Origin of the sequence: Flavobacterium johnsoniae, from assembly GCF_001879205.1 — a bacterium.
GTDB classification, from domain to species: Bacteria; Bacteroidota; Bacteroidia; order Flavobacteriales; family Flavobacteriaceae; genus Flavobacterium; species Flavobacterium johnsoniae_A.
Map to the genome: position 1 here is coordinate 116,773 of NZ_MLFK01000005.1, position 25,026 is coordinate 141,798.

The window sequence follows — 25,026 nt, forward strand, 5'->3', positions numbered from 1 at the left end:
ATTATTACTTTTTATTTATTGCTGAATATCGAAAATCAATCTTGTTAAATTTTTCACACAGATTTTTTAATTCGTGTTTAAACATTCGCATTAATCGACATCAAATATTTTTTTGGAGTTGTGGCAAACTTTTTCTTGAATGCTGCTATAAAATGACTTCCGGTGCTGTAACCAATTTTCAATCCAACTTCGTTTACATTATAAGATCCGCTGTCCAAAAGTTTTCGGGCGAAATCCATTTTGTAGTCGAAAAGAAAACCATAAACCGTGTCGCCATAAATTTGTTTGAAACCCATTTTGAGTTTTTTCAGATTTAAACCAATTTCATCTGCCAGTTCTTGCAATCCAGGAGGTTCGGCCATATTAGCAATGATGATTTCTTTGGCTCTTCGAATTTTCAAAACATTATCTTCATCAATCAAAAACGGACATTGTTCTGCATTTGGATCTTCGGTTCTATTGAAATACAAACTTAATAATTCGTATCCTTTTCCTTTATAGTAAAGATTTTTTATCGATGGATGAAGATTGTAATGAAATAACTGACTCAGAACAATTGCCATTGACGGACTTATATTTCCTTCGTTATAATACTTTTTATCCTTATTATCAGGACTTAAAAAAGTAATATAATCTGCCTCGGCAGAAAACAACGCGTGAAATTTTTTAATGGAAACAATTACCGAAATCACCCAGGAATTTGGTGCCAATTCTAAATTAAGAGGCAATTCTTTCTGTGGATTGTACAAAAGAAGCGATTTTTCTTCTTTCAATTCTAAAGCATAATTGCCCTGATTGAACAAAAATTTAGCATTGCCTTTTATCCCGAAGTGAAACTGTATCAGTCCAGTACCTATTTCGTGCTGAGCATAAAAAGGCTCAGAACCATCGTTTTGAAAACGGATCAGCGTAAAGTCGTCTTCAATTTTTATAACTTCTTGAGAACTCATAGCGATATTTTTTTTGAACTAAAATCAAACGTTATGCAAAATCTTATTTAGAATCACTCTAAACAAATCGTTTCTAATGACTTGATTTTGCTACAAAAGTACTTCTTTTTGCATAAAAACAGACGATTAGGATCAAAAAAACACGAAGCGATACAAAAAGTACTTTCAGCGTTACTTTTATAAACACTATAGTGATAATTTTGTTGCACTTTATTATGAAAGTGAATTATGGAAAACACTAACGTACCGAAACATCTTTATTTTTACTCAGTTGGTCTGAGTTATAAAAAAGCTGATGCTGAGGTCAGAGGTCAATTTAGTTTAGATGCAGCGGCAAAAACACGTTTGCTGGAACAAGCTAAAAACGATGGAATAGAAAGCTTAATTGTTACTTCAACCTGCAACAGAACCGAAATCTATGGTTTTGCAGAACATCCTTTTCAATTAATCAAACTTATTTGCGACAACAGCAATGGTTCTGTTGATGCTTTTCAAAAAGTTGGTTTTGTATACAAAAATCAAGAAGCGATTAATCATATGTTTCGTGTAGGAACTGGTTTAGACAGTCAGATTCTGGGCGATTTCGAAATTATATCTCAAATTAAAACCAGTTTTACCCACTCAAAATCAATGGGATTAACCAATACTTTTATGGAAAGATTGGTAAATGCGGTAATTCAGGCAAGCAAAAGAATTAAAAATGAAACTGAAATCAGCTCTGGCGCTACTTCTGTTTCTTTTGCATCAGTACAATACATCCTTAAAAATGTGGAAGATATCGGTAACAAAAACATTTTACTTTTTGGAACCGGAAAAATTGGAAGAAATACTTGTGAGAATTTAGTAAAACATACTAAAAACGAACACATTACTTTAATCAACAGAACAAAAGACAAGGCCGAAAAATTAGCCGGAAAACTTAATCTGATTGTTAAAGATTATTCTGAATTACACTTAGAACTTCAAAAAGCCGATGTTGTGGTTGTGGCAACAGGCGCACAAAACCCAACAGTAGACAAAGCCATTTTAAATCTTAAAAAACCTTTGTTGATTCTGGATTTGTCTATTCCTAAAAATGTAAACGAAAATGTAGAGGAATTAGAAGGCGTAACTTTGATTCATATGGATTATTTGTCTCAATTGACAGATGAAACATTGGAAAACAGAAAATTGCACATTCCGGCAGCCGAGGCTATAATCGAAGAAATCAAAGAAGAATTTGTGATTTGGATGAAAGGCCGAAAATTTGCGCCAACCATCAACGCGTTAAAAGACAAGTTAAACGCTATTAAAAACTCTGAATTGGATTTTCAAAGTAAAAAAATTGCTGATTTTAATGAAGAGCAGGCAGAAATCATCAGCAATAGGATAATTCAAAAAATCACTACTCATTTCGCAAATCATTTAAAAGACGACGAGACCATGGTCGATGAAAGCATCGAATGGATCGAAAAAGTCTTCAAAATAAAAGCATCTTAAATTAAATTTTAAACCATATAAGTCATTTAAGTTCATTTAATAATTGTCTTTAAACGCAAAGTGCTTAAATTTCCTTAAATGACTTATATGGTGAAATTCGACAAAATGGCTGAAAAAACAATCAGAATTGGAACTCGTGACAGCGAATTAGCACTTTGGCAGGCTCATACTGTCGAGCAAAAACTAAACGACTTAGGTTATAAAACCTCAATTGTTGCGGTTAAATCTCAAGGTGATATTATTCTGGACAAACCTCTTTACGAACTCGGGATTACCGGGATTTTTACCAAAACGCTGGACATTGCCATGATCAATGGCGATATTGATATCGCAGTACATTCTATGAAAGATGTTCCAACGGCTTTGCCTAAAGGAATTGTTCAGGCCGCAGTTTTACCAAGAGCAAATGTTCTGGACATTTTGGTTCATAAAGGGAATACCAATTTTGACAATAATCCAAGTACAATTGCAACTGGAAGCTTACGCCGCCAGGCACAATGGTTTAATAAATACCCGAATCATACTGTAGTTGATTTACGCGGCAATGTAAATACGCGTATGCAAAAGCTAAAAGACAATGATTGGGACGGAGCTGTTTTTGCCGCTGCAGGTTTGGAACGAATTAACCTAAAACCGGAAAATTACATCAATTTAGACTGGATGATTCCTGCGCCCGCACAAGGAGCAATGCTTGTCGTGGCAATGGAAAATGACAATTACACGCTCGATGCGCTTTCGCAGTTAAATGATATCGAAACCGAAATTTGTACCCATATCGAACGTCAATTTTTAAGAACACTTGAAGGCGGCTGTACGGCCCCAATTGGTGCCCTGGTAAAATATAATGAAGACGAGGATACTTTGCATTTTCAGGGTGTTTTACTTTCTATTGATGGAAAACAGAAAATTGAAATCAACAAAACTGTTGATATTTCAGAATGGAAAAAACTAGGTTTCCATTCGGCTCAGGAAATTTTAAATGACGGCGGAACAGAATTAATGCAGAAGATTAAAGAATCCCTGAAAAAATAATGGCGAAACAAATTCAGATATTATCTACTAAAATATTATCTCCTCTTCAAAAAGAAGAGTTGAAAAAAGCCGGCTTTGATTTAATTGAAGCCGATTTTATTAAAACCGAAAACAAGCCTTTTGAACTTAAAAACCTCAACGAAAGTTTAATTTTTACCAGTCAAAATGCCGTTCACAGTGTTTTAGCGAATCCAAAATCGGAAGAACTTAAAAGTAAAAACGTGTATTGCGTTGGATTAAAGACAAAAATTCTTTTATCTGAAAACGGATTTAATGTTGTCGCTTATACTGGTTACGCATCTGATTTAGCCGAAATTATCACTTTAATTTACCGCAATGAAAGCTATACTTTTTTTAGCGGGAACCTTAGAAGAGATACTTTGCCAAACGCTTTAAATGAAGCCGGAATACAACTCAACGAAATTCAGGTTTATGACACTTCTTTACAGCCTCAAAAAATAAAGACAACTGTTGATGCAATATTGTTTTTTAGTCCGTCTGGGGTTGAGAGTTATTTAAAAGAGAATACAATCAAAAAAGAAACCTGTTTCTGCATTGGAGAAACCACTGCCGAAGCTTTGCAAAAAATCACAAAAAACATCATTATCGCAGATCAGCCAACGGTTGAAGATGTGATTGAAGATGTAATTACTAAATATAGCAATACGCTTTAGGCCTTAAGCTTTAAGCAAATTCAAGAAAGAAAAACAAAGACAAACACCGCTTAAAGCCTAAAGCTTAAAGCCTAAAGCAATAAAAACAATGTTAAAAAACGACCTATTTTTAAAAGCATTAAAAGGAGAAACAGTTCAACGCCCACCAGTATGGATGATGCGTCAAGCCGGAAGATACTTACCGGAATTTATCGCTTTGCGTGATAAATACGATTTCTTCACGCGTTGTCAAACTCCGGAATTAGCTGCCGAAATCACGGTTCAGCCAATTCGCAGAATTGCTCCGGATGCTGCTATTTTATTCTCAGATATTTTAGTTGTCCCGCAAGCAATGGGAATCGAAGTTTTGATGAAAGAAAATATCGGTCCGTTTGTTCCAAATCCGATTCGTTCTATGGCAGATGTTCATAGAGTTTATGTTCCGGATATTCAGGAAAGCCTTGGTTATGTAATGGATGCCATTAAATTGACTAAAGAAATGCTGGATGACGAAGTGCCATTAATTGGTTTCGCAGGTTCACCTTGGACTATTTTATGCTATGCTGTTGAAGGAAGAGGTTCTAAAAGTTTTGATATGGCAAAAGGTTTCTGCTTTTCAAACCCCGCTGCAGCTCATACTTTATTACAAAAAATTACAGACACTACCATTTTATACTTAAAAGAAAAAGTAAAAGCAGGAGTTAATGCCGTTCAGATTTTTGATTCATGGGGAGGAATGCTTTCTCCTGTTGATTATCAAGAGTTTTCTTGGAAATACATCACTCAGATTGTTGAAGCTTTGGCAGATGTTGCTCCAGTTATTGTTTTTGGAAAAGGATGCTGGTTCGCTCTTGGTGAAATGGGAAAAAGCCGCGCTTCTGCACTGGGAGTAGATTGGACTTGTTCTGCCAGAAATGCTCGTTATTTGTCTGGTGGAAACATTACATTACAAGGAAATTTTGATCCGTCAAGATTGCTTTCTCCAATTCCAACTATCAAGAAAATGGTACACGAAATGATCGACGAATTCGGAAAAGATAAATATATTGTAAATTTAGGTCACGGAATTTTACCAAATATTCCGGTAGATCACGCAAAAGCGTTTATTGACGCGGTGAAGGAATACGGACAATAAGTATTAGCTTTCAGTCGCAGTTTCCAGTTTTCACGATAACTGCGACTGAAAAATTTGAATAAAACCATTTTCACAATATGGAACAAAAAAATATTATTTCTGAAATTGAACAAGTGAATAGTAATTTCATTGGATTTAATATTTTTCTGCTATTTATTTTTATTATTTGGTGGTATAACGTTTTGAGTGCTTTTCTTTTTAACCATTTTTATCTATCTGGCGAAAAGCAAATGTTTGAAATCTTTGTTTATATCGCTGGTTCATTTACTTTACCCTTACTATACACGTTTTATATTTTAGCTCATATCGACTATAATAAAATTAAAAAGCAGTCACTCTATTTTAAACTTATTGGATTATCGTGGCTTCCATTCTTAATTCTTTTTATTTTTTACTCTTATAGTATAGCAACGGTCGATAATCGGGTGTATTTTGAATAATTTAATTACGCAATAAAATGCTAAACAAAGGTTTACGAGACGAAGAAAGCATTAGAATAGAGAATACTCTAAAAACTTTGCACGCTTTGGTTTTTGTGCCAAAGTTTTGGAATGCTGAAGACACAAGTTTAATCGATGAGCAATTAAAGAGTTTTGGATTAAGTTTAGAAAGAACAATTGAAATTCCTGAAGAAGAATTGATTATTTTGTTACAGCGATGTCATTTAGACTGGAACCAACAAGAACAATTTGCAGATATTCTGGTGAGTTTATCTAAGGAAAAACAATTTGATTTCTTAGGAAAAGCTTTAGCTATTTACCAATACATTCAGCAGGAAAGCAAGGATTTTTCTTTTGGGATAAATTCGAAAATTACTTCTCTAAAAGACAAATAAAAAATGAGTTTTACAAATTGGAAAATAGACCGAATTGAAAATATTCTTCCTGAAGAATTTTATAAATTAATTGATAAGAATAGAAATCATATCGGACACACTTTCCCTGTCACGCTGGCTAACTCTGATTCACCAAAAAAAGCCGAAAACTTTATATCAGTAAGTAGAGACAAAGAAAAAAATAGTGAAGGATATTATTTCTATGCCCGAGAAATTGACACAAATGATTTAATTGGTTATTTGTGTGTAAAAACAATTGATTATCGCATTTCTAAATGTGAACTTGGTTATTTTATTGACGAAGATTTTCAGGGAAAAGGAATTACCTCAAAAATGGTTTCGCATGCGCTTGATTTTTGTTTTAACGAATTAATGATGAACAAGGTTTTTATCTGCACTTCCGAAATTAATCTGGCAAGTCAAAAAATCGCGTTGAAACATAATTTTAAACAAGAAGGAATTTTAAGAGACGAATTTAGAAACGGCGATGGGCAATTGCAAAACACCGTTTATTTTGGACTTCTTAAATCAGAATACACAAAATCATGAAAGATAAATTTTACGCATACATACAAAAATTACAAGACCAAATCTGCGCTGGATTAGAAGCTGTTGACGGAACTGCAAAATTCCGTGAAGACTTATGGAAACGTCTAGAAGGCGGCGGGGGAAGAACACGCGTTATTGAAAACGGTGCTGTTTTCGAAAAAGGCGGTGTCAACATTTCTGCCGTTCATGGAAAACTTCCAGAAACGATGCAAAAGATGTTTGGTGTGGGAGAAGCCGATTTCTTTGCCTGCGGATTAAGTTTGGTTATTCACCCGAAAAGCCCGATGGTTCCTACTGTGCACGCCAATTGGCGATACTTCGAAATGTATGATGATTCAGGAAATGTCATTCAGCAATGGTTCGGAGGCGGACAGGATTTAACGCCTTATTATTTGTTTGAAGAAGATGCGAAACACTTTCATCAAACCTGCAAAACCGCCTGCGACAAACACAATCCGGAGTTTTACCCGAAATATAAAAAACAATGCGATTCGTACTTTTGGAACGCACATAGAAACGAAGCCAGAGGTATTGGCGGTTTATTCTTCGATTATTGCAAAGCAAATGAGCAAATGTCTATGGAAGACTGGTACAATTTCGTAACCGAAGTCGGTAATAGTTTCCTTGAAGCTTATGTTCCGATTGTAGAAAGAAGAAAAAACCTTGAATATACTCCAGAAAACAGAACCTGGCAGGAAATCCGTCGCGGCCGTTACGTTGAATTTAATCTGGTTCATGACAAAGGAACATTATTTGGTTTAAAAACAAACGGAAGAATTGAAAGTATTTTGATGAGTCTGCCGCCACACGTACAATGGGTTTATGATCATCATCCTGAAGCTGGAAGCGAAGAAGAAAAATTAGTACATGTGCTGGAAAACCAGCGTGAATGGATTTAATCGCTTTCATTTTAATTTATATCGCTCCGATGGAGCTTTAGATTCTTTGTGGTAATTCATTGCTATAGATATTTTGCTCCTTCGGAGCATTTTAGCATTGAATAAACTAACGATAAAAATGCTCCGAAGGAGCAAAATATTTATAGCCTAATTTGTTTGCTTCCTACACAAAGCCCCAGAGGGGCGACATAATTATCACGTATAAAAAAACAGGTATTTATCTTACATTTTTAAAAATTATTACTTAGCTTTATCTCATTAATAATTTAACTAAATCGTGGCAAATACTTATTCTCAAGTGTATATCCAAATTGTTTTTGCGGTAAAGGGAAGACAAAACTTAATTTCCAACACTAAGTAAGGACGAAATTTATAAATATATCACAGGAATTATTACCAATCAAAAACAAAAATTGATCGCAATTAACGGAATGCCAGATCATATTCATATCTTAGTTGGTATAAAACCCAATATTTCATTATCTGATTTAGTAAGGGATATTAAATCAAGTTCATCCAAATTCATAAACGAACAAAAATGGGTGAATGGAAAATTTGAATGGCAGACAGGTTTTGGTGCGTTTTCATACGGACATTCACAATTGAACAATGTTATAAAATACATTGAAAACCAATAAGAACATCATAAAAAGAAAACATTCAGCGAAGAATATACTGCATTTTTAAAATTATTCAATATTGATTTTAGAAATGAATATCTTTTTGAAGAAGTTTAATTAAATATCGCTCTCACGGACCAGTATAAAACTGATTGCAGATGAATTTAAAATTAATCAATATATTATTCTTGTTTAGTTTTGTTGGGTCTTTCGCCCAAAACGATTCTTTGCAAAATCCTTATTTTAAATCATACAATGATAAAATTACCGTCAGTGCCTATTATTTAAATACTTCAAATAGTTTCCAGATTGCTTCAGATGATCAGGATCCCAAAGTATATCTAAATCTTATTCCAAATCGAAAGGAACAGATTGGTTTTAATTTGAATTATAAAATCATTGATATTACGCTTGGTTTTGCACCAAAATTTCTTGGCGGGAACAAAGGCGATTCTAATTCGAAGCATTTTAATTTCAACACCCGTTTTTATTACAAAAAATGGATGCAGTCCTTTACTTTTATCAATCAAAAAGGATTTTACATCAGTGATGATAATATAACAGCGCAGCTGCCTAATATGCGTACGACTAAAATAGGCGGATCGACATCGTATGTTTTTAATGATAAATTCTCTTTTAAAACATTAGTAAGCCAAAACGAATGGCAGACTAAGAGCTCCGGAAGTTTTATTCCAACATTCTCCTTTTACTATACCAATTTAGACTTAAATACTCCCGATTCTTCGCCTGGAGATTTGTATGTTTTTACCTTGGCGCCTTCCTATTTTTACAACTTTGTAATCAGTGATCGGGTTTTAATTGGTGCCGGAATTGCCTTGGGTGCCGGAATAAACGATATTGACGGTGACACATCAGCTTTGCTTGAGGCAGATTTCAATTTAAAATTAGCCTATAACAAAGATCGTTTTTTTGCTTTTGCAAGTCTTAATACTATAAGTTTTGCTCAAGATGAGAAAGTTGATCCGCGATTGAATGATAATATTGTTACTTTAAAATTTTCTGCAGGTTATCGATTTGATCCTCCAAAAAAGGTAAAACAAGTTTATGATAAGGTCAATGAGAAAATAGGATTGTAAGAAATCTAAAATCTCACAATGAATAAGTTCTAAAAAATGCTTAAATTACAGGGATTTATACAACCTAAAAAAGCATTATTATGGGAAATGTAAACTTGAAACAATTAGATAGAATGCAATCCGGTAAAGGATTTATCGCTGCTTTAGATCAAAGCGGAGGCAGTACTCCAAAAGCATTGGCACAATACGGTGTGCAGGAAAGCAGTTTCTCAAATGATGAAGAAATGTACACCCTTGTACATGAAATGAGAACCCGAATTATTAAAAGTCATTCATTTGACAGCAAATATATTCTTGGCGCTATTTTGTTTGAAAACACAATGGATCGCAAAATTGACGGCCAATGGACTGCCGATTTTTTATGGGAAAAGAAAAATATTGTTCCTTTTTTAAAGGTAGATAAAGGTCTTGCTGATCCTGCAAATGGTGTACAATTGATGAAACCTATCCCCGATCTGGATCAGTTATTGACGAGAGCCGTAGATCGAAATATTTTTGGAACCAAAATGCGTTCTGTAATAAAAGAAGCCAACGCAACAGGAATTCGTGAAATAGTTGAACAGCAATTTGCCGTGGGAAAACAAATTTTTAAAAAAGGGCTTGTACCGATTATTGAGCCTGAAGTTGATATTTACAGTGCTGACAAGGAAAAATCAGAACAAATTCTAAAAGAAGAAATCTTAAAACAGCTTAACGCGTTAGATAAAGATGTAAAGGTGATGCTGAAATTATCTATTCCAACAGTCAATAATTTTTACAAGGAATTAATGGCTGATTCACATGTAGTGCGTGTCGTTGCCTTGTCTGGCGGGTATTCCCGAGAAGAAGCCAATCAAAAACTGTCAGAAAACCACGGATTGATTGCAAGTTTCTCCCGTGCATTATCTGAAGGACTTACTGCCGGCCAGTCTGATGATGAGTTTAACGCTGTACTTGGCCCTACAATCACGGCCATTTATGAAGCGTCAATCACATAATCAAATTGATGTTTAATGCAAAAAAAATCCCCGAACGTTTCAATTCGGGGATTTGTGTTTTATAGATTTAAAACTATTTAGAAGTTAATTCCTGAGTTAAATCTAAAGTTTGCAGAATAATATTTTTATCAGATTTCAATGAATTTAACTTAAATGCGAAAACCACTTTATTGTTAATTATCTTTTTAGGAGATTCAAATGTAATGTCTGAAAATTGTTCTGAAACTTTGCTGAATTTCCCTAAATCCGGAGATTTAGCTTCCCCTGACTTACCAAATGCATTTATTAGTTCAGCGATATTCAGCTTTCCGAACATATAATTTTTCTTCAAATCCTTTTTTGCTTCGCCAGAAAATGTGCCGTTTCCTGCATTAAAATAATCCAGTGTATTTGCCAAAATAATAACATCTTTATCTTTTTTGAAGAAGATATCTCCATATTCTTTCGTTCCGGTAATAACATAATAATTGTCTTTTTGCACCAGTACTTTTTTGCGAATGCCTAACTGGATCAATTTATCAGCAAACGTAGGATGCGTCGAAGTAAAAATCACAGAAAACAGCGGAACGGATTTTTTACTCTTTTTCTCTGTTATTTTTTCTTCATAGTTTTCATCATAGTCATAAGATTTAGTCATAACCTCAACTTCCTTGAAACCGTATAAAAATGCGCTCAAATCGCCATCAAAAAGTGTTGCCGCAGCTTCTTCATCAACAATTGTCGAAATTAAATCAGTAACAACAGCAATATCCTCTTTTACCAGTTTTGGACTTTGAAATATATCTGTCATTAAAGTTGGGAAATTTTCCAGTGCCGCTTTCGTATTAACATGATAAGACATATACCCCAAAGGCTTTTGCGCAGGGAAATAATTAAAAACATTCTTATTTATTTTTCTATTCGTGATTTTACTCACAACCTCAGCAAGCTGAGGGGAATATTCTACAACTTCTTCTACACGCGCATTGTTGTTATCAAAATAAAAATCAAGATTTATGCCTTTTATAAAATTCCCGAAGTTTTTCTGCATTGGCAAAAACTTATCATAACCCCCAAATATGGCCATTGGATAATTGTATACAGAATATAAACTGGTCATGACAGCACTGTAATTTATCCAGGACGAAATATCGGCATTGGCATTTATCTTTTCTGAAATTGGCGGAGTAAATCCATTTTCGAATAATGATTTTATAATATTCGTGAGCTTTTCTGCTTGTTCCAGATTAAAACCAGCTTCCTGAATCGTGTACGGTGCGTTTGGGGTATACCCTTGTTCCCCATTGTAAGGAACCGGAGCTTCTTCAACCGCAATTGGTGTATCATTTAGGGGAGCTTCAATCATAATAGAATTTTCATCTGATTTCGTTTCTTCGTAAACCTCATCAACAGCAACAGAATCCTGCAAAACTGTTTGACTTTGGGTTGTATAAAAATTCGAAGGAAGTCTTTGAGTTAATTCCAGAATAACCAAATAATTATCGTTCCATGCTACTATTTTGTTTTTACCTTTTGGACTAAAAACAGCATATTTACCTAAATCCTGAATCTTTTCGTTTTGAACAGAACCATTTTTTTCTCCGCCGCCAAATTCTTGTATTACAAATTGTTTCACGGCTTCTCTGCTTTTTACAGGAATTGTAACTTGATAATACGGAATACTGTCTGAGAACTTTCCGTGAATGGTTATTTTTTGATCTAACTGAATAAGTGAGGTGTATTTGGTAAAATCTAAATCAGGCTTTTTATTGCTGTACTTGGTTACAATAGGATGATTAAGGATTTCGGCAACACTTACTTTTTTTGAAAGCTGGTTTCCGTTAAATTGAACAAAATAATCGTATTCGTTTTTACTGACTTGGCCAAAAGTTAAATACGAGGCGAATAATAAAAATAAAGAATAAAAGTGCTTCATGGATTAAGGCGTTAATTGGATGGTATTATTCATTAAAGTCGATTTTTTAAGAACACTGTACATACTTTGTTTTAAAAAAACGGTTTTTTTGTTTTTAGAAATTTTACTGTTTTGGTTTTCAACCGACTGAATGTCTTTATCGAAAGTATAAATAGCAATTATATTAGCTTCTTCCAGATCTTTCTTTTTCTTTGGGTCTTTTACCACTTTTTCGGGAACCGGATACGACGCAATTCTCTCGAAATTTTTTCCGCTTCCGCTAAAGTGAATCTGATCGCGCTGATTGTTTATCGTATTGACAACAGCATTTAGCGCTTTTAAATTGGCATAATTGAGTTTAATGATGAAAATGTAACTATCAAAATCGGTTTTTGTCGTTACATTTGAAATTCCGTCAATTTTTAAAGCTTTTACTTTAAAATCTTCCAGTTTTTGGGAGATTTCCTGTTCGTTTGGGATTTTAACTCCATCGACTTCTTCCAAAAATATAGCCGATTTAGTCTTAAACCAGGATTTGGAAAAATCGACCATTAAGGTATATTCACCACTTTGGTCGTCGTGGTGTTTGATTCTTTCTGTTATTTCAAAACAACTCGTTAAAAACAGACAACAGCATAAAGCGAGAATTTTCTTCATCAGGCAAATTTAGACCGAAAATATTTAAAAACCATATCCTGATAAATTTCTTAAAATTAAATAGTCGAAAACTCTAAATTTTTAGATAATATTAACGGATTCCAAGGTTGCTAAATGCCTTATTCTGTTGATTTTTCTTTAACTTTGCCCTGCTTCTTAAAAAGTAAAAAAATCTTCAAAAAAATAAAAAACAACTCCAGTTTTTAGAACTAAGGATTAATCTATCTGCTTTCAAACAAATTAAGATTAAAATCTGAAATCTAAAATCTAAAAATCTAAAACTATATGTTCCCATTACAAAGAAATCGTCGTTTGAGAACCAATGAATCTATTCGTTCTTTAGTTCGTGAAACCAGTTTAAGTCCGCAGGATTTTATGCTTCCAATGTTTGTCGCAGAAGGAAAAGATATAAAATCTGCTATTCCTTCTATGCCGGGAATTTACCGTCATTCGCTGGATAATACTATTAAAGAAGTGAAAGAAGCCTGGGATTTAGGAATCAAAGCGGTGAACATTTATGTAAAAGTAAGCGACAATTTAAAGGACAACAAAGGAACTGAGGCCTGGAATAAAGATGGTTTAATGCAGCAAACAATTCGTGCCATTAAAGATGCCGTTCCGGAAATGATTGTAATGCCGGATGTAGCATTAGACCCCTATTCAATTTACGGCCATGACGGAATTATAGAAAACGGCCAATTATTAAACGATGCAACAGTTGATGCTTTAACCCGAATGAGTTTAAGCCATGCTGAAGCCGGAGCCGATTTTGTAGCTCCAAGTGACATGATGGACGGAAGAGTTTTGGCAATCAGAAAAGCATTAGAAGAAAACGGGCATCATAATGTTGGAATTATGAGTTACAGTGCGAAATATGCTTCGGCATTTTACGGACCGTTTCGTGATGCTTTAGATTCTGCTCCTGTAGATTCTCAAAATATCCCGAAAGATAAAAAAACCTACCAGATGGATTATGCCAACCGAATCGAAGGAATTCGAGAAGCATTACTGGATGTTGAAGAAGGAGCAGATATTGTAATGGTAAAACCAGGAATTGCTTATTTAGACATCGTTCGCGAGGTAAAAAATGCTGTTCATGTACCGGTTGCCGTTTACCAAGTATCTGGTGAGTACGCTATGGTAAAGGCCGCAGCCGAAAGAGGATGGCTGGATCATGACAAAATTATGATAGAGCAACTTTATTGCATTAAGCGTGCGGGTGCCAGTATTATCTCGACTTATTTCGCAAAAGAAGCTTCACTTTTATTAAATAAATAACATGAAAAAAGTATTATTCTTATCTGCTGTATTAGCATTTGCATCCTGTAAAAAAGAAAAAGCCGAAGATCCTGTTCAGGATCCGACAGAAAATTATTCAGAAGGCCATTCGGCGGAAGTCAAAACTCCAGAAGCTTTAGGAAAAGAACTTTTTGAAGGACCGGGAAATTGTGCCAGCTGCCATCAGCCGGATCAAAAAGTTATTGGACCAAGCATTAAAGAAATTGCCAAAATCTACAAAGACAAAAATGCTGATCTTGTGGCGTTCTTAAAAGGAAATTCAGAACCAATTGTAGATCCAAGCCAGTTTTCAGTAATGCAGACAAATTTACCTATAACAAAGGCAATGTCTGACGAAGAATTAAAAGCAATTGAAACGTATATGTACAGTCAATTAAAATAATTGATTTGTATTCAAACAAAAAACGGCGCTGAAATCAGCGCCGTTTTTTATATTCTAAAAATACGATTACCAGATTTTTACTCGTTTTTCTGGACTTACATACATTTTGTCTCCACTTTTAATACCAAAAGCTTGATAAAAAGCATCAACATTCTGAATTGGAACATACGCTCTGTACATTCCTGGCGAATGCGGATCTGTTTTTACCTGGTTTTTAATAGCTTCGTCTCTTGATTTTGTTCTCCAAACTGTTGCCCAAGAAATAAAGAAACGCTGTTCTGGAGTAAATCCGTCAATTAAACCAGGATTTCCATGAGCCTTTAAGTACAATTGCAATCCATCAAAGGCAGCATTGATACCTCCTAAGTCACCAATATTTTCACCAAGAGTGAAATTTCCATCAACATGAATTCCAGGTAATGGCTCTAAAGCGCTGTATTGATCAGCTAATTCTTTTCCTAATTGTGTAAATTGTTTTAAGTCTTCCGGAGTCCACCAGTCAACAAGATTTCCATCAGCATTGTAACGTGCTCCAGAATCGTCAAAACCATGAGAGATTTCGTGACCAATTACAGCACCAATTCCACCATAATTTACAGCTTCGTCAGCTTGGTAATTGTAGAAAGGCGGTTGTAAAATTGCAGCTGGAAATACAATTTCGTTGTAAGATGGGTTGTAATAAGCATTTACGGTTTGAGGCGACATTCCCCACTCTGTTTTATCAACAGGTTTATTTAACTTTTCAATTCCTTTTTTGAAATTCCATTTTGAAATGTTTTTTGAATTTTCAAAATAGCTTCCGCCTTCGGCAACACTTTTAATTTCAAGTGCTGAATAATCTTTCCATTTATCAGGGTAACCTACTTTTATGGTAATTTTATTTAATTTCTCGATCGCTTTTACTTTAGTCGCAGCCGACATCCAAGTTAGGTTATTAATACGGTTTTGGTACGCCGTAATAACATTATGTATCATATCAAGCGCTTTGGTTTTTGCTTCAGCAGGAAATACTTTATCTACATATAGTTTTCCAAGTGCTTCACCAATTCCTCTATTTACAACTTGTAATGCTTTTTCTTCGCGAGGTAATTGTTTTATAGCGCCTCTTAATGTTTTACTGTAAAAATCAAAACTTGCAGTTTCAATATCTGTAGACAATTTAGAACCTGCAGCATTCAGTAAATCCCATTTTAAATATTCTTTCCATGCGGCTACTTTATTTTCAGTAAAAATAGTTTGTAAAGCCTTCATGTATTTAGGCTCCATTACTACAACCGTATCTAATTTTGCTAAACCAATACCTGCAAAATAAGCATCCCATTTAATAGCCGGAGTTAATTTTTGAAGTTCAGCAACGGTCATTGGGTTATATTGCAAACGGCTGTCTCTGCTTTCTACACGATTTAATCTTGCTGTTGACAATTGTGTTTCTAAAGCCAAAATTTCTGTGGCACTTTGCTTGGCTTTTACCGGAGACTCACCTATAAACTGCATCATTCTCGCAACGTGAAGTTCATACTTCGCACGTTTTTCTTTAGAATCCTTATCGTCTGAAGTATAATAATCTTTATCAGGTAATCCTAATGAGCTTACACCAAGACTTACGGAATTTTTAGAGCTGTTTTTTTCATCTGCTCCAACATAAATTCCAAAAAATCCTGATCCTCCTTCTGGTTCCATTTCAACCAAAAACTTTTGAAGATCTGCCACATTTTTAATGGCGTCAATTTTTTTCAAATAAGGTTTTAAAGGCTCCGCTCCTCTTTTGTTTCTGCCTACAGTATCTAAAACTGTTGCAAACAAGTTTACTGCTTTACCCTGATCTGTATTTGATTTGTATTTTGGATTGCTTGAAGCTTCCTTCAAAACCGCCATTACATCTTTATCCGTTTTTTTGATCAATTCATTAAAACTTCCCCAAGAAGTTCTGTCACTCGGAATTTCTGTCTGGCTTAACCATGTTCCGTTTACGTACTGAAAAAAATCCTGGCTCGGACTAATTTTGGTATTCATGTATGATACATTAATGCCTGGTTCTTTTGAAGCTGTGCTTTGAGCCTGCATCGCTGTAACTGATAACATTACAGAAAAAGCGCAAAACAAAGGTTTACTAAGTTGTTTTTTCATTTATATTTAAGTTTTTAGTGCATATGCAAACATATTGTTAATATTTGGAATTTCATGTTAATTTTTTTGCAATAATCTCAATTTGACCCTTCATACTAAGATTTTAATAGAAACCATTGATTCTTTTCATGAATATTTCTGACGTTTTTCGCAGAATATTGAAATTGTTTTTGGAATATTTGTTCAACGTATTAAAGTAAAAATGAGAGCAAAAATTCAGAATGCTGTTTCAGGAAAAATCGATGCCATTGGTCTGCCAATTATGGCTTTATGCTGGGTGAGTTTTTTTTGGGGAACTACCTGGCTGGCTTCAAAAGAAGGCGTGAGACACATGCCGGCACTACAGCTCGCAACAATCAGGCAGTTTTTGGGCGGATTGATTTATGTTGCTTATTTTATTCTGAAAAAACAGCCTTGGCCAAAAGGAAAACAATGGCGCACCATTTTGGTTTTAAGCGTTTTAAATTTTGCCCTCAGCAATGGTTTGAGCACTTGGGGCGTAAAATATATTACCAGCGGATTGGGCGCCATCATTAGTGCACTTTTTCCAATCTGGATTATTATAATTAATTTCTTCAATGGCGAAAGAATTGCCAGAATGGCTTTATTTGGAATTCTAATTAGTTTTGCCGGCATCTGCGTTATTTTCGTTGATTATATAGCTGACTTTTTGCGACCTGATTTTCAGTTCGGAATTATTTTGATGACGGCTTCTACCATAACATGGGCTTTCGGAATTTTAGAAACCAAGAAAAAAGCGGCCAGTTTTAATCCCTATTTTAGTTTGGGACTGCAGATGCTGATTTCAAGTATATTTCTTTTTGGAATTACAGAAGCTGCTGACATAAATATTCCGCTGAGTGAAATTCCATCAGAATCCTGGTGGTCAATTATCTATTTGGTTATTGTGGGTTCTGTTCTGACTTTTATTGCTTTTATTTATTCGCTGCAGCATCTTCCCACAGAAATAAGCAGTATTTATGTTTACATTAATCCAATTGTAGCTATGATTTTGGGTTCTATCATTTTTAGTGAAGTGCTCACACACGCTATTGCAATTGGTTCTGCAGTTACTTTAACGGGCTTATATATGGTAAACAAATCGATCCGGAAGCCTAAGAAGATAGCACGCGGATGAGGCGGATTCGCTTTGCGAAAACGCTGATTTATACAGATTTTAATCTTTCTAATTTTTTTAATCTCGCAAAGCCGCAGAGACGCAAAGTTTTCTAAGTCCTGTTGTCAGTCTGAGCGAAGTCGAAAACTCACAACGTACATACATAATCTATAAAATCTGTGTCATTCCGTAATTTTCGCAAAGCGAATCCGCCTCATCTGTGTGCCATTTCACAATCCTACTGCAGAAAAGCTCTTTTACATTGTAGCTTCTCTGTTAAAAAGTGTTATAACTGCGGCTTTTGAAATGCTCTTTTCGTATTTTTGCGCCAAATTATTTTTATGAAATCGTTTCTTTATAAATACCGCAAATTCTTCATTGTCTTAATTGTATTTTCTGTAGTCACAATATCTTTATTTTACTCAGCCTTAAAACCACAAAAAACACTTCCAATTTACAATCCAGCCGATGTAAATCCGGAATTGGTAGACAGTACGATTCAGTACAAAAGTAAATATCATACAATCGCAGATTTTTCATTCGTAAACCAAAACGGAGATACAATTACGCAAAAAAATTATGAAGGCAAGATTTATGTTGCTGATTTCTTCTTTACAACCTGCGGTTCTATCTGCCCAAAAATGTCCACTAATCTGGCCGATGTTCAAAAGGCAGTTTTGAATAATCCAAAAGTGATGCTGCTTTCACATACGGTTTTTCCTGAAGTAGACAGTGTTTCGGTTTTAAAAGCATATGCTGTAAAATACGGAGTTGTAGACAGCAAATGGAATTTGGTTACCGGAGATAAAAAAGAGATTTATACCATGGCCAGAAAATCTTACCTGGCTGTAAAATTAGGTCGGCCAGATCAGTTGTATGATATGGTGCATACAGAGAATTTTGTTTTGGTAGATCAAAAAAGACGTGTTCGCGGTTTTTATGACGGAACCAAAAAAGAAGAAATTCAACGTCTGCTAGAAGACATCGATTTCTTATCAAAAGAGTAAAATCCCTTATTTTTAGAAAGATTTAGCATATTCAAAGGCTATTATTGCCTTGGAATAAATAATTATTGCCTATTTTTGCAATCTAAATTCAATCTAAATAAGCTTTGCAGAATACAATCCATACCCTGAAAAAAGGCGATAAAGCCATTATCAAAGATTTTGATATCGATTTGATTCCTTTAAAATTATTAGAGATGGGTTGTTTGCCGGGCAGCTTAGTCGAACTACTTCAAATTGCTCCTTTTGGAGACCCTCTATATCTAGACATTAACGGTTCGCATGTTGCTATTCGTGTAGAAACTGCTCGTGAAATTGAAGTTGAACTTATCAAAAACAATTTATAATGAGCATACAGAATATCAATGTTGCCCTTATTGGGAATCCAAATACAGGAAAGACTTCTGTTTTTAATCAGTTAACAGGTTTAAATCAACAAGTGGGGAATTATCCCGGAATTACGGTTGAGAAAAAAATTGGTTTTTGCAAATTACCTCAGAACATAAAAGCTAACATTCTGGATTTACCGGGAACGTATAGCCTGAATGCGAGTTCAATGGATGAAAGCGTGGTAATTGAACTTTTGTTAAACAAAAACGACAAATTATATCCAGACGTTGCCGTTGTCGTAACTGATGTCGAAAATCTGAAAAGAAATTTACTGATCTACACGCAGATAAAAGACCTTGAAATTCCAACAATATTAGTCATAAATATGTCTGATCGTATGGAAAGTAAAGGAATTACTTTGGATATCCCGTATTTAGAAGAAAAACTAAAAACCAAAATTGCTTTAGTAAGTTCGCGTAAAGGTTTAGGAATCGAAGAATTAAAAGAGCTGATTGTTTCCTATAAAACAATTACACATGAACCATGTTTAAATGCTTCGGTAATTGATCCTGAATATTTTGAAAAGTTAAAACATGCTTTTCCAAATCAATTAATGTATAAGCTGTGGCTGGTAATTACACAAGACGTCAATTTTTCGAATTTAGACCGAAATGAAATCCGCAGTACTTTTACGAAATCGCATTCAGAGTTAAAGCGTTTACAACAAAAAGAAACTATCAAAAGATATCAGTTTATAAATGATGTTTTAAAAGAAGGTTTAAAAGTAGATGCCTCAACAGCAAAAGATTTTAGAGCAAGATTAGACCGCGTTTTAACTCATAAAGTTTGGGGATATGTAATTTTCCTCGGAATTTTATTCCTTATTTTCCAATCGATTTTCAGCTGGTCAACTATTCCAATGGATTTTATCGATGGCACTTTTGCTTCATTAAGCAGCTGGGTTGCTGATGAATTGCCAAGTGGTATTTTAACCGATTTGCTTTCTCAGGGAATCATTCCGGGAATTGGCGGTGTTATTATATTTATTCCGCAGATTGCCTTTTTGTTTTTATTCATTTCTATTTTAGAAGAAAGCGGTTATATGAGCCGTGTAGTATTTCTAATGGATAAAATAATGCGCAAATTTGGTCTTTCGGGAAAAAGTGTTGTTCCTTTAATCTCAGGAACTGCCTGTGCAATTCCGGCTATTATGGCGACTAGAAATATCGAAAACTGGAAAGAACGTTTGATTACCATTTTAGTAACGCCGTTTACAACCTGTTCTGCCAGACTTCCTGTTTACGCTATTATGATTTCACTCGTAATCCCGAATAAAAGAGTTCTTGGATTTTTAAATCTTCAGGGGTTATCTCTTATGCTTTTATATCTGCTAGGATTTGTGGCAGCTATAATCTCTGCTTATATTTTAAATAAAGTTTTAAAACTAAATTCAAAATCGTATTTCGTAGTTGAAATGCCAAGTTACAAATTACCTCTTTTAAAGAATGTTGGAATTAACGTTGTAGAAAAAACCAAAGCTTTTGTTTTGGGCGCAGGTAAAATCATCTTGGCAATATCTGTTATTTTATGGTTTTTAGCCTCTTTTGGGCCAGGAAAAGAATTTAACGATGCGGAAACTATCGTAAAAGAAAGATTTGCAAATACGCCTTTAGATGAAACTCAATTTGAAAACGAAGTAGCATCTCAAAAAATAGAGAACTCGTACATCGGAATTATGGGTAAAACTATCGAACCGGTGATTTCTCCTTTGGGTTATGACTGGAAAATAGGAATTGCTATTATCAGTTCGTTTGCAGCACGTGAGGTTTTAGTGGGAACATTAGCTACTATTTATAGCGTTGGAGACAGCGATAACGAATCGACAATTAAGAGTAAAATGCAAAAAGAAGTAAATCCGGAGACTGGAGAAAAGATCTTTAACTTTGCTTCCGGAATTTCATTATTACTATTCTATGCTTTTGCCATGCAGTGTGCCAGTACATTGGCCATTACGAAAAAAGAAACCAATTCATGGAAATGGCCTGTAATGCAGCTTGTCTTTATGACAGGTCTGGCCTATATCTCAGCGCTTATAGCGTATCAATTTTTAAAGTAAAAAGTCATGATACAAGAAATTATCGCTTTTGCCATATTATTTATCGCCGTTGCTTTTTTGATTAGAAAATTCTTTTGGAAATCTAAAAAGAAAAAAGACTGCGGTGACGGAAATTGCGGCTGTTCTTAATTGAAGTTATTAAGTCTTATGAATGGCAAAGATTAAAAGGAATTTAGCTTACTCAGCTCGACAAATTACTGATGTTTTGAAAAATTAAACTTTAAAAAATGGCAAATTTCATTTACTATATATTCTTCATATGCTTAAATCTTTCAATATTCTTAATACTTTCTAAAAAAGTTCTTTTAAATCGATACATTAATTTAAGCATTGCAGCTTTTTTTATAATTGTTTATTTAATACATCAATTGAATCTCTTTGTATATCAAATAAATTCATCCGATTTTAGAAAAATATGCTTTTTTAGTGTCGTTCTAATATTTTGGTTTTATCTTAACGGACTTTTTTTAAAACAAATGGAATCTAAAAAAAACGCTCTAAATTATTTCAATAAAGGAATATATCTTTTTGTAAAAAAAGGTTTTCTAATTTATACTCTTTTTATAATTACAACAATAACTCAAATAGATTGGGTTTATCGCATAAACTAAAAACCAGCATATACTTAAATTCTGAATTTAGAAAAGTATCATTTCACGGAGATACAAAGAGTAACCTAAAAACTGAGACTGAAAACTATTTAACCCCTTCCCATTCAGCATAAAACTGAGCCAGGAATAGTTCCATAAACTGATGTCTTTCGGCAGCGATTTGTTTTCCTTTTTCAGTATTCATTTTATCTTTTAAAAGCAAAAGCTTTTCATAAAAATGATTAATTGTCGGGGCATTGTTTTTCTTATACTCCTCTTTCGTCATATTTGTAATAGGTGCAATTTCGGGATTGTGCAGGGCTCTATTTTTAAATCCGCCATAATTAAAAGCTCTTGCAATTCCAATTGCCCCAATTGCGTCTAAACGATCTGCATCCTGAACAATATCCAATTCTACAGAAGAGAACTTCTTTTCGAAATTTCCGCCTTTATATGAGATGTTTTCAATTATTTTAACTACATGCTCTATAATATCTTCTGAAACATTTTCTGACTCTAAAAACAAACGTGCTGTCCTTGGACCAATAGTTTCATCTCCGTTATGAAATTTACTATCGGCAATATCATGAAGCAAAGCTCCTAATTGTACAACAGTAAGGTCGCAATCTGTATCTTTTGCAATTAAAAGTGCGTTTTTATATACACGTTCGATATGAAACCAATCATGCCCGCCTTCGGCATCGTTTAGTTTCTCTTTTACAAAAGCGATTGTTTTAATTATAAGTTCAGGATTATTCATAAGTGTATTCAGTTTGTAATAAAAATGGCTCACAGATAACGCAGATTAAACGGATTGAACTGGAGTTTCTTATATTTTAAATAAAAAATGTTGATTGTTGAAGCTTTGAAACTTCAACAATCAACAATATTTTCAATATCAATGTAAACTGTAAAAATCAATTTTAAATCTAAAACCAGAATCTGCAGTCTAAAATCTTAAAGTCTGGCTGGTTCAACCCATTTAAAGATGTGGCTTTCAGCAGGAATAACAATTCTTTCAGAAATTCTAGCCATACGTGCCGGTAATTTCATCAAGTAATCACGTGCTTTTTCTGCTTCATCAGTTAAGTTTGTGATTTTATCAATTTCCCATTTGTTGATTAATTTCTGCATAATATCAACATAATCGTTTGCGGTATAAACACCTATACGTTGTGCAGAATCAGAAAACTGCTCAAAAGCAGAACTGATTTTTTGACCGGATTCTCTTAAGAAATGTGCCGGCATAACGATTTTTTGTTTCATCATGTATTGAAAAGCCAACATCATTTCGCTAGGGTCAACCTGAAAAATTCTGGTTACAAACTCGCTGTAAGCATGGTGATGACGCATTTCGTCACCTGCGATCATTTTACACATTTTAGACAACTTGTTATCGCCAAATTTCTTTGCGATCTGTGCTACTCTATTGTGAGAAACGTAAGTTGCTAATTCCTGAAAACTAGTGTATACAAAGTTTTTGTACGGGTCAGTTCCAGTTCCAATATCAAAACCGTCGTTGATTAAATGCTGTGTTGTCATTTCGATTTCACGCATGTTAACACGACCAGACAAATACAAGTATTTATTTAAAAGATCTCCGTGGCGGTTTTCTTCTCCGGTCCATTGTCTGATCCATTTCGACCAGCCATTACCACCATTCTCCACCTGGTTTACTCCTTCTACATCCATTAACCATGATTCGTATGTTGGAAGCGCTTCTTCGGTAATTGTGTCACCCACAAGCGTTACCCAGAAATCGTATGGCAATTCTTTAGCAATTTCGCGTAGTTCCTTTACCTCCTCGAAGAAATTTTCTCCTTCAGAATTAGGCAGGAAATCTGACGGCTGCCAAATTTTTTCCACCGGAATTAAATACTGTTCAACGAAGCTGTCAACGTTTTTTTCCAAAAACTGCATCACTTCTAATCTAATGTTTTTTATAGACATTACTTATTTTAAATTTGGGATTTACGTTTTAGCTCGGACTAAAACTTAAACCTGTTTATACTCGTTTACTCCTTCCACTACTGCTTTCTCTGTTAATTTCATTAACTCGGCAAAATCATAATCTTTTACTGCCATAGCTTTATGAACTGTAAAAGACAGACGGTTTCCTAATCCAACAGGAAACATACCATAGCGAACCATTTTCCATGAATTGTTAATACTTACCGGAACAACATACGCTGATGGTGCGTATTTGCATAGAATTTTTAAACCGCTTTGGGCAAATTCTTTAGGTTTCCCTGTTTTGCTGCGGGTTCCTTCCGGGAAGATTACAGCAGATCTAGTGTTTTTTTCTATATATTCAGACAAGCCTTTGATTACTGGAATCGCTTGTTTAGGGTCTTTACGGTCTATTAAAACAGATCCTCCGTGGCGTAAATTAAAAGATACACTCGGAATTCCGCTTCCTAACTCTTTCTTACTTACAAATTTACAATGAAAACGTCTAAAGTACCAAATCATTGCCACGATATCGTACATACTTTGATGATTAGAGACAAAAATAATAGGAACTCCGGTTGGAATTGTATCTACACCGGTAACTTTATAAGTTGTTCCAACTAGGTTTGTGCATTTTAAAAGCGAGAAATTTAAATAATCAACGCTTTTTTTGTGCGCCTGATAACCAAAAAGATTAAGGCAGATCCATTGTATTGGATGAAATACCGCCAAACACAAACCAAAACATAAATAATAAATTACAGAGATTGGATATGAAATTATCTTTTGCATGCTTGAAAAAATTTGAGGTCAAAAGTAGTAAATATATTTTTAGCGGTATAAAATTTGAAAACAATAACCGTTTTTATGGTTTAATTGTACCTTTGTCCATAAAATTGCAAATTTTTTCTGAATTAAATGAACTTCACTTACCCTAAAAATGAACGCTTAAAGAGCAAAACGACGATTGGATTACTTTTTTCTGAAGGGAAATCTGTTTCAAAATATCCGCTTCGTCTGGTTTACCGTCAAGCGGAACAAGAGTATCAGGGTAATACAAAAGTTGGGGTTTCGGTTTCTAAGAAATACTTTAAAAAAGCCGTTGACAGAAATTATTTCAAAAGGGTTTTAAGAGAAACCTATCGGTTAAACAAACACCTGCTTCTGGATAATCTAGATCAGCCCTATTCTTTCATGCTTTTTTATCAGACAAAAGACAGATTAACATACGAAGAAATCAATACCAAAACGATTCAGTTGTTTGAGAAATTTTTGCAGCAGCTAAACAAAACTCCCGATTCTGAAATCAAAAAAGATTTGTAAAGCTTAAAAGT

The 25,026-nt window shown here is 34.4% G+C and carries 25 protein-coding genes and 1 pseudogene; 19 read left to right on the forward strand and 7 right to left on the reverse strand.

Going from position 1 to position 25,026, the window contains the following annotated elements; all coding sequences use genetic code 11:
• Positions 1-77: 77 nt before the first annotated feature.
• Positions 78-950: a helix-turn-helix domain-containing protein gene (locus BKM63_RS05780; protein WP_057115402.1), complete on the reverse strand. Its 873-nt coding sequence runs from the start codon at positions 948-950 to the stop codon at positions 78-80.
• A gap of 228 nt (positions 951-1,178) precedes the next feature.
• Here BKM63_RS05780 and hemA point away from each other — a divergent pair, with 228 nt between their 5' ends.
• From hemA to BKM63_RS05835, 11 genes and pseudogenes are all read left to right on the forward strand, one after another.
• Positions 1,179-2,429, forward strand: coding sequence for a glutamyl-tRNA reductase (hemA, locus tag BKM63_RS05785; RefSeq protein WP_071635689.1), 1,251 nt, complete (start codon positions 1,179-1,181; stop codon positions 2,427-2,429).
• Positions 2,430-2,534: 105 nt separating this feature from the next.
• Entirely contained in the window at positions 2,535-3,461 is a 927-nt protein-coding gene (gene hemC / locus BKM63_RS05790) for a hydroxymethylbilane synthase (RefSeq protein ID WP_071636303.1), read from the forward strand.
• Complete coding sequence (locus BKM63_RS05795) at positions 3,461-4,135, forward strand: uroporphyrinogen-III synthase (protein WP_071635690.1); 675 nt, start codon at positions 3,461-3,463, stop codon at positions 4,133-4,135. Before hemC ends, BKM63_RS05795 begins: the two co-directional genes overlap by 1 nt.
• 88 nt (positions 4,136-4,223) lie before the next feature.
• A complete protein-coding gene (gene hemE, locus BKM63_RS05800; protein WP_071635691.1) occupies positions 4,224-5,249 on the forward strand; it encodes a uroporphyrinogen decarboxylase in 1,026 nt (341 codons plus the stop codon).
• Positions 5,250-5,326: 77 nt separating this feature from the next.
• Positions 5,327-5,689: a hypothetical protein gene (locus BKM63_RS23600; protein ID WP_071635692.1), complete on the forward strand. Its 363-nt coding sequence runs from the start codon at positions 5,327-5,329 to the stop codon at positions 5,687-5,689.
• 17 nt (positions 5,690-5,706) lie between these two features.
• A complete protein-coding gene (locus BKM63_RS05810; protein ID WP_071635693.1) occupies positions 5,707-6,084 on the forward strand; it encodes a hypothetical protein in 378 nt (125 codons plus the stop codon).
• Between the two features lie 3 nt (positions 6,085-6,087).
• On the forward strand, positions 6,088-6,633 hold the full coding sequence (locus BKM63_RS05815; RefSeq protein ID WP_071635694.1) for a GNAT family N-acetyltransferase: 546 nt from the start codon (positions 6,088-6,090) through the stop codon (positions 6,631-6,633).
• Positions 6,630-7,532: an oxygen-dependent coproporphyrinogen oxidase gene (hemF, locus tag BKM63_RS05820; RefSeq protein ID WP_071635695.1), complete on the forward strand. Its 903-nt coding sequence runs from the start codon at positions 6,630-6,632 to the stop codon at positions 7,530-7,532. Before BKM63_RS05815 ends, hemF begins: the two co-directional genes overlap by 4 nt.
• A 277-nt stretch (positions 7,533-7,809) precedes the next feature.
• Positions 7,810-8,269, forward strand: a pseudogene (gene tnpA / locus BKM63_RS05825) (IS200/IS605 family transposase).
• A gap of 41 nt (positions 8,270-8,310) precedes the next feature.
• Positions 8,311-9,249 carry a DUF4421 family protein gene (locus tag BKM63_RS05830; protein ID WP_071635696.1) on the forward strand — a complete coding sequence of 313 codons (939 nt, stop codon included), beginning with the start codon at positions 8,311-8,313 and terminating at the stop codon, positions 9,247-9,249.
• An 80-nt stretch (positions 9,250-9,329) separates the two neighbouring features.
• On the forward strand, positions 9,330-10,226 hold the full coding sequence (locus tag BKM63_RS05835) for a fructose bisphosphate aldolase (protein ID WP_071635697.1): 897 nt from the start codon (positions 9,330-9,332) through the stop codon (positions 10,224-10,226).
• 73 nt (positions 10,227-10,299) lie between these two features.
• Here BKM63_RS05835 and BKM63_RS05840 read toward each other — a convergent pair whose 3' ends face one another.
• Both BKM63_RS05840 and BKM63_RS05845 read right to left on the reverse strand, forming a co-directional pair.
• Complete coding sequence (locus BKM63_RS05840; protein WP_071635698.1) at positions 10,300-12,141, reverse strand: hypothetical protein; 1,842 nt, start codon at positions 12,139-12,141, stop codon at positions 10,300-10,302.
• 3 nt (positions 12,142-12,144) lie between these two features.
• Positions 12,145-12,777, reverse strand: coding sequence for a hypothetical protein (locus tag BKM63_RS05845; protein ID WP_071635699.1), 633 nt, complete (start codon positions 12,775-12,777; stop codon positions 12,145-12,147).
• Between the two features lie 285 nt (positions 12,778-13,062).
• Here BKM63_RS05845 and hemB point away from each other — a divergent pair, with 285 nt between their 5' ends.
• Positions 13,063-14,055 carry a porphobilinogen synthase gene (hemB, locus tag BKM63_RS05850; RefSeq protein ID WP_071635700.1) on the forward strand — a complete coding sequence of 331 codons (993 nt, stop codon included), beginning with the start codon at positions 13,063-13,065 and terminating at the stop codon, positions 14,053-14,055.
• Between the two features lies 1 nt (position 14,056).
• Positions 14,057-14,458 carry a c-type cytochrome gene (locus tag BKM63_RS05855; protein ID WP_083572186.1) on the forward strand — a complete coding sequence of 134 codons (402 nt, stop codon included), beginning with the start codon at positions 14,057-14,059 and terminating at the stop codon, positions 14,456-14,458.
• 66 nt (positions 14,459-14,524) lie between these two features.
• On the opposite strand, the gene BKM63_RS05860 is transcribed toward BKM63_RS05855, so the two are convergent.
• Positions 14,525-16,585 carry a M13 family metallopeptidase gene (locus tag BKM63_RS05860; RefSeq protein ID WP_071635702.1) on the reverse strand — a complete coding sequence of 687 codons (2,061 nt, stop codon included), beginning with the start codon at positions 16,583-16,585 and terminating at the stop codon, positions 14,525-14,527.
• A gap of 202 nt (positions 16,586-16,787) precedes the next feature.
• On the opposite strand from BKM63_RS05860, the gene BKM63_RS05865 reads away from it, so the two are divergent.
• The 5 genes from BKM63_RS05865 to BKM63_RS05885 all read left to right on the forward strand — a co-directional run bounded on the left by BKM63_RS05865 (position 16,788) and on the right by BKM63_RS05885 (position 21,281).
• On the forward strand, positions 16,788-17,723 hold the full coding sequence (locus tag BKM63_RS05865) for a DMT family transporter (RefSeq protein ID WP_071635703.1): 936 nt from the start codon (positions 16,788-16,790) through the stop codon (positions 17,721-17,723).
• Between the two features lie 320 nt (positions 17,724-18,043).
• Positions 18,044-18,709: an SCO family protein gene (locus tag BKM63_RS05870; RefSeq protein ID WP_071635704.1), complete on the forward strand. Its 666-nt coding sequence runs from the start codon at positions 18,044-18,046 to the stop codon at positions 18,707-18,709.
• 104 nt (positions 18,710-18,813) lie between these two features.
• Positions 18,814-19,053 carry a FeoA family protein gene (locus BKM63_RS05875; protein ID WP_071635705.1) on the forward strand — a complete coding sequence of 80 codons (240 nt, stop codon included), beginning with the start codon at positions 18,814-18,816 and terminating at the stop codon, positions 19,051-19,053.
• Complete coding sequence (gene feoB, locus BKM63_RS05880; protein ID WP_071635706.1) at positions 19,053-21,152, forward strand: ferrous iron transport protein B; 2,100 nt, start codon at positions 19,053-19,055, stop codon at positions 21,150-21,152. Before BKM63_RS05875 ends, feoB begins: the two co-directional genes overlap by 1 nt.
• Positions 21,153-21,158: 6 nt before the next feature.
• Complete coding sequence (locus BKM63_RS05885; RefSeq protein ID WP_071635707.1) at positions 21,159-21,281, forward strand: FeoB-associated Cys-rich membrane protein; 123 nt, start codon at positions 21,159-21,161, stop codon at positions 21,279-21,281.
• 567 nt (positions 21,282-21,848) lie between these two features.
• Here the strand turns inward: BKM63_RS05885 and BKM63_RS05895 are convergent.
• The 3 genes from BKM63_RS05895 to BKM63_RS05905 form a co-directional block, all read right to left on the reverse strand.
• Positions 21,849-22,502 (reverse strand): HD domain-containing protein, encoded by a 654-nt coding sequence (locus tag BKM63_RS05895; RefSeq protein WP_071635709.1) that lies wholly within the window; start codon positions 22,500-22,502, stop codon positions 21,849-21,851.
• Between the two features lie 197 nt (positions 22,503-22,699).
• Positions 22,700-23,692, reverse strand: a complete 993-nt coding sequence (locus BKM63_RS05900; protein ID WP_071635710.1) for an acyl-ACP desaturase — start codon at positions 23,690-23,692, stop codon at positions 22,700-22,702.
• Positions 23,693-23,737: 45 nt separating this feature from the next.
• The gene (locus tag BKM63_RS05905; RefSeq protein WP_071635711.1) at positions 23,738-24,484 is read right to left on the reverse strand and encodes a lysophospholipid acyltransferase family protein; all 747 of its coding nucleotides are present in this window, start codon (positions 24,482-24,484) and stop codon (positions 23,738-23,740) included.
• 126 nt (positions 24,485-24,610) lie between these two features.
• Here BKM63_RS05905 and rnpA point away from each other — a divergent pair, with 126 nt between their 5' ends.
• Complete coding sequence (gene rnpA, locus BKM63_RS05910; RefSeq protein ID WP_071635712.1) at positions 24,611-25,015, forward strand: ribonuclease P protein component; 405 nt, start codon at positions 24,611-24,613, stop codon at positions 25,013-25,015.
• Positions 25,016-25,026 lie beyond the last annotated feature (11 nt).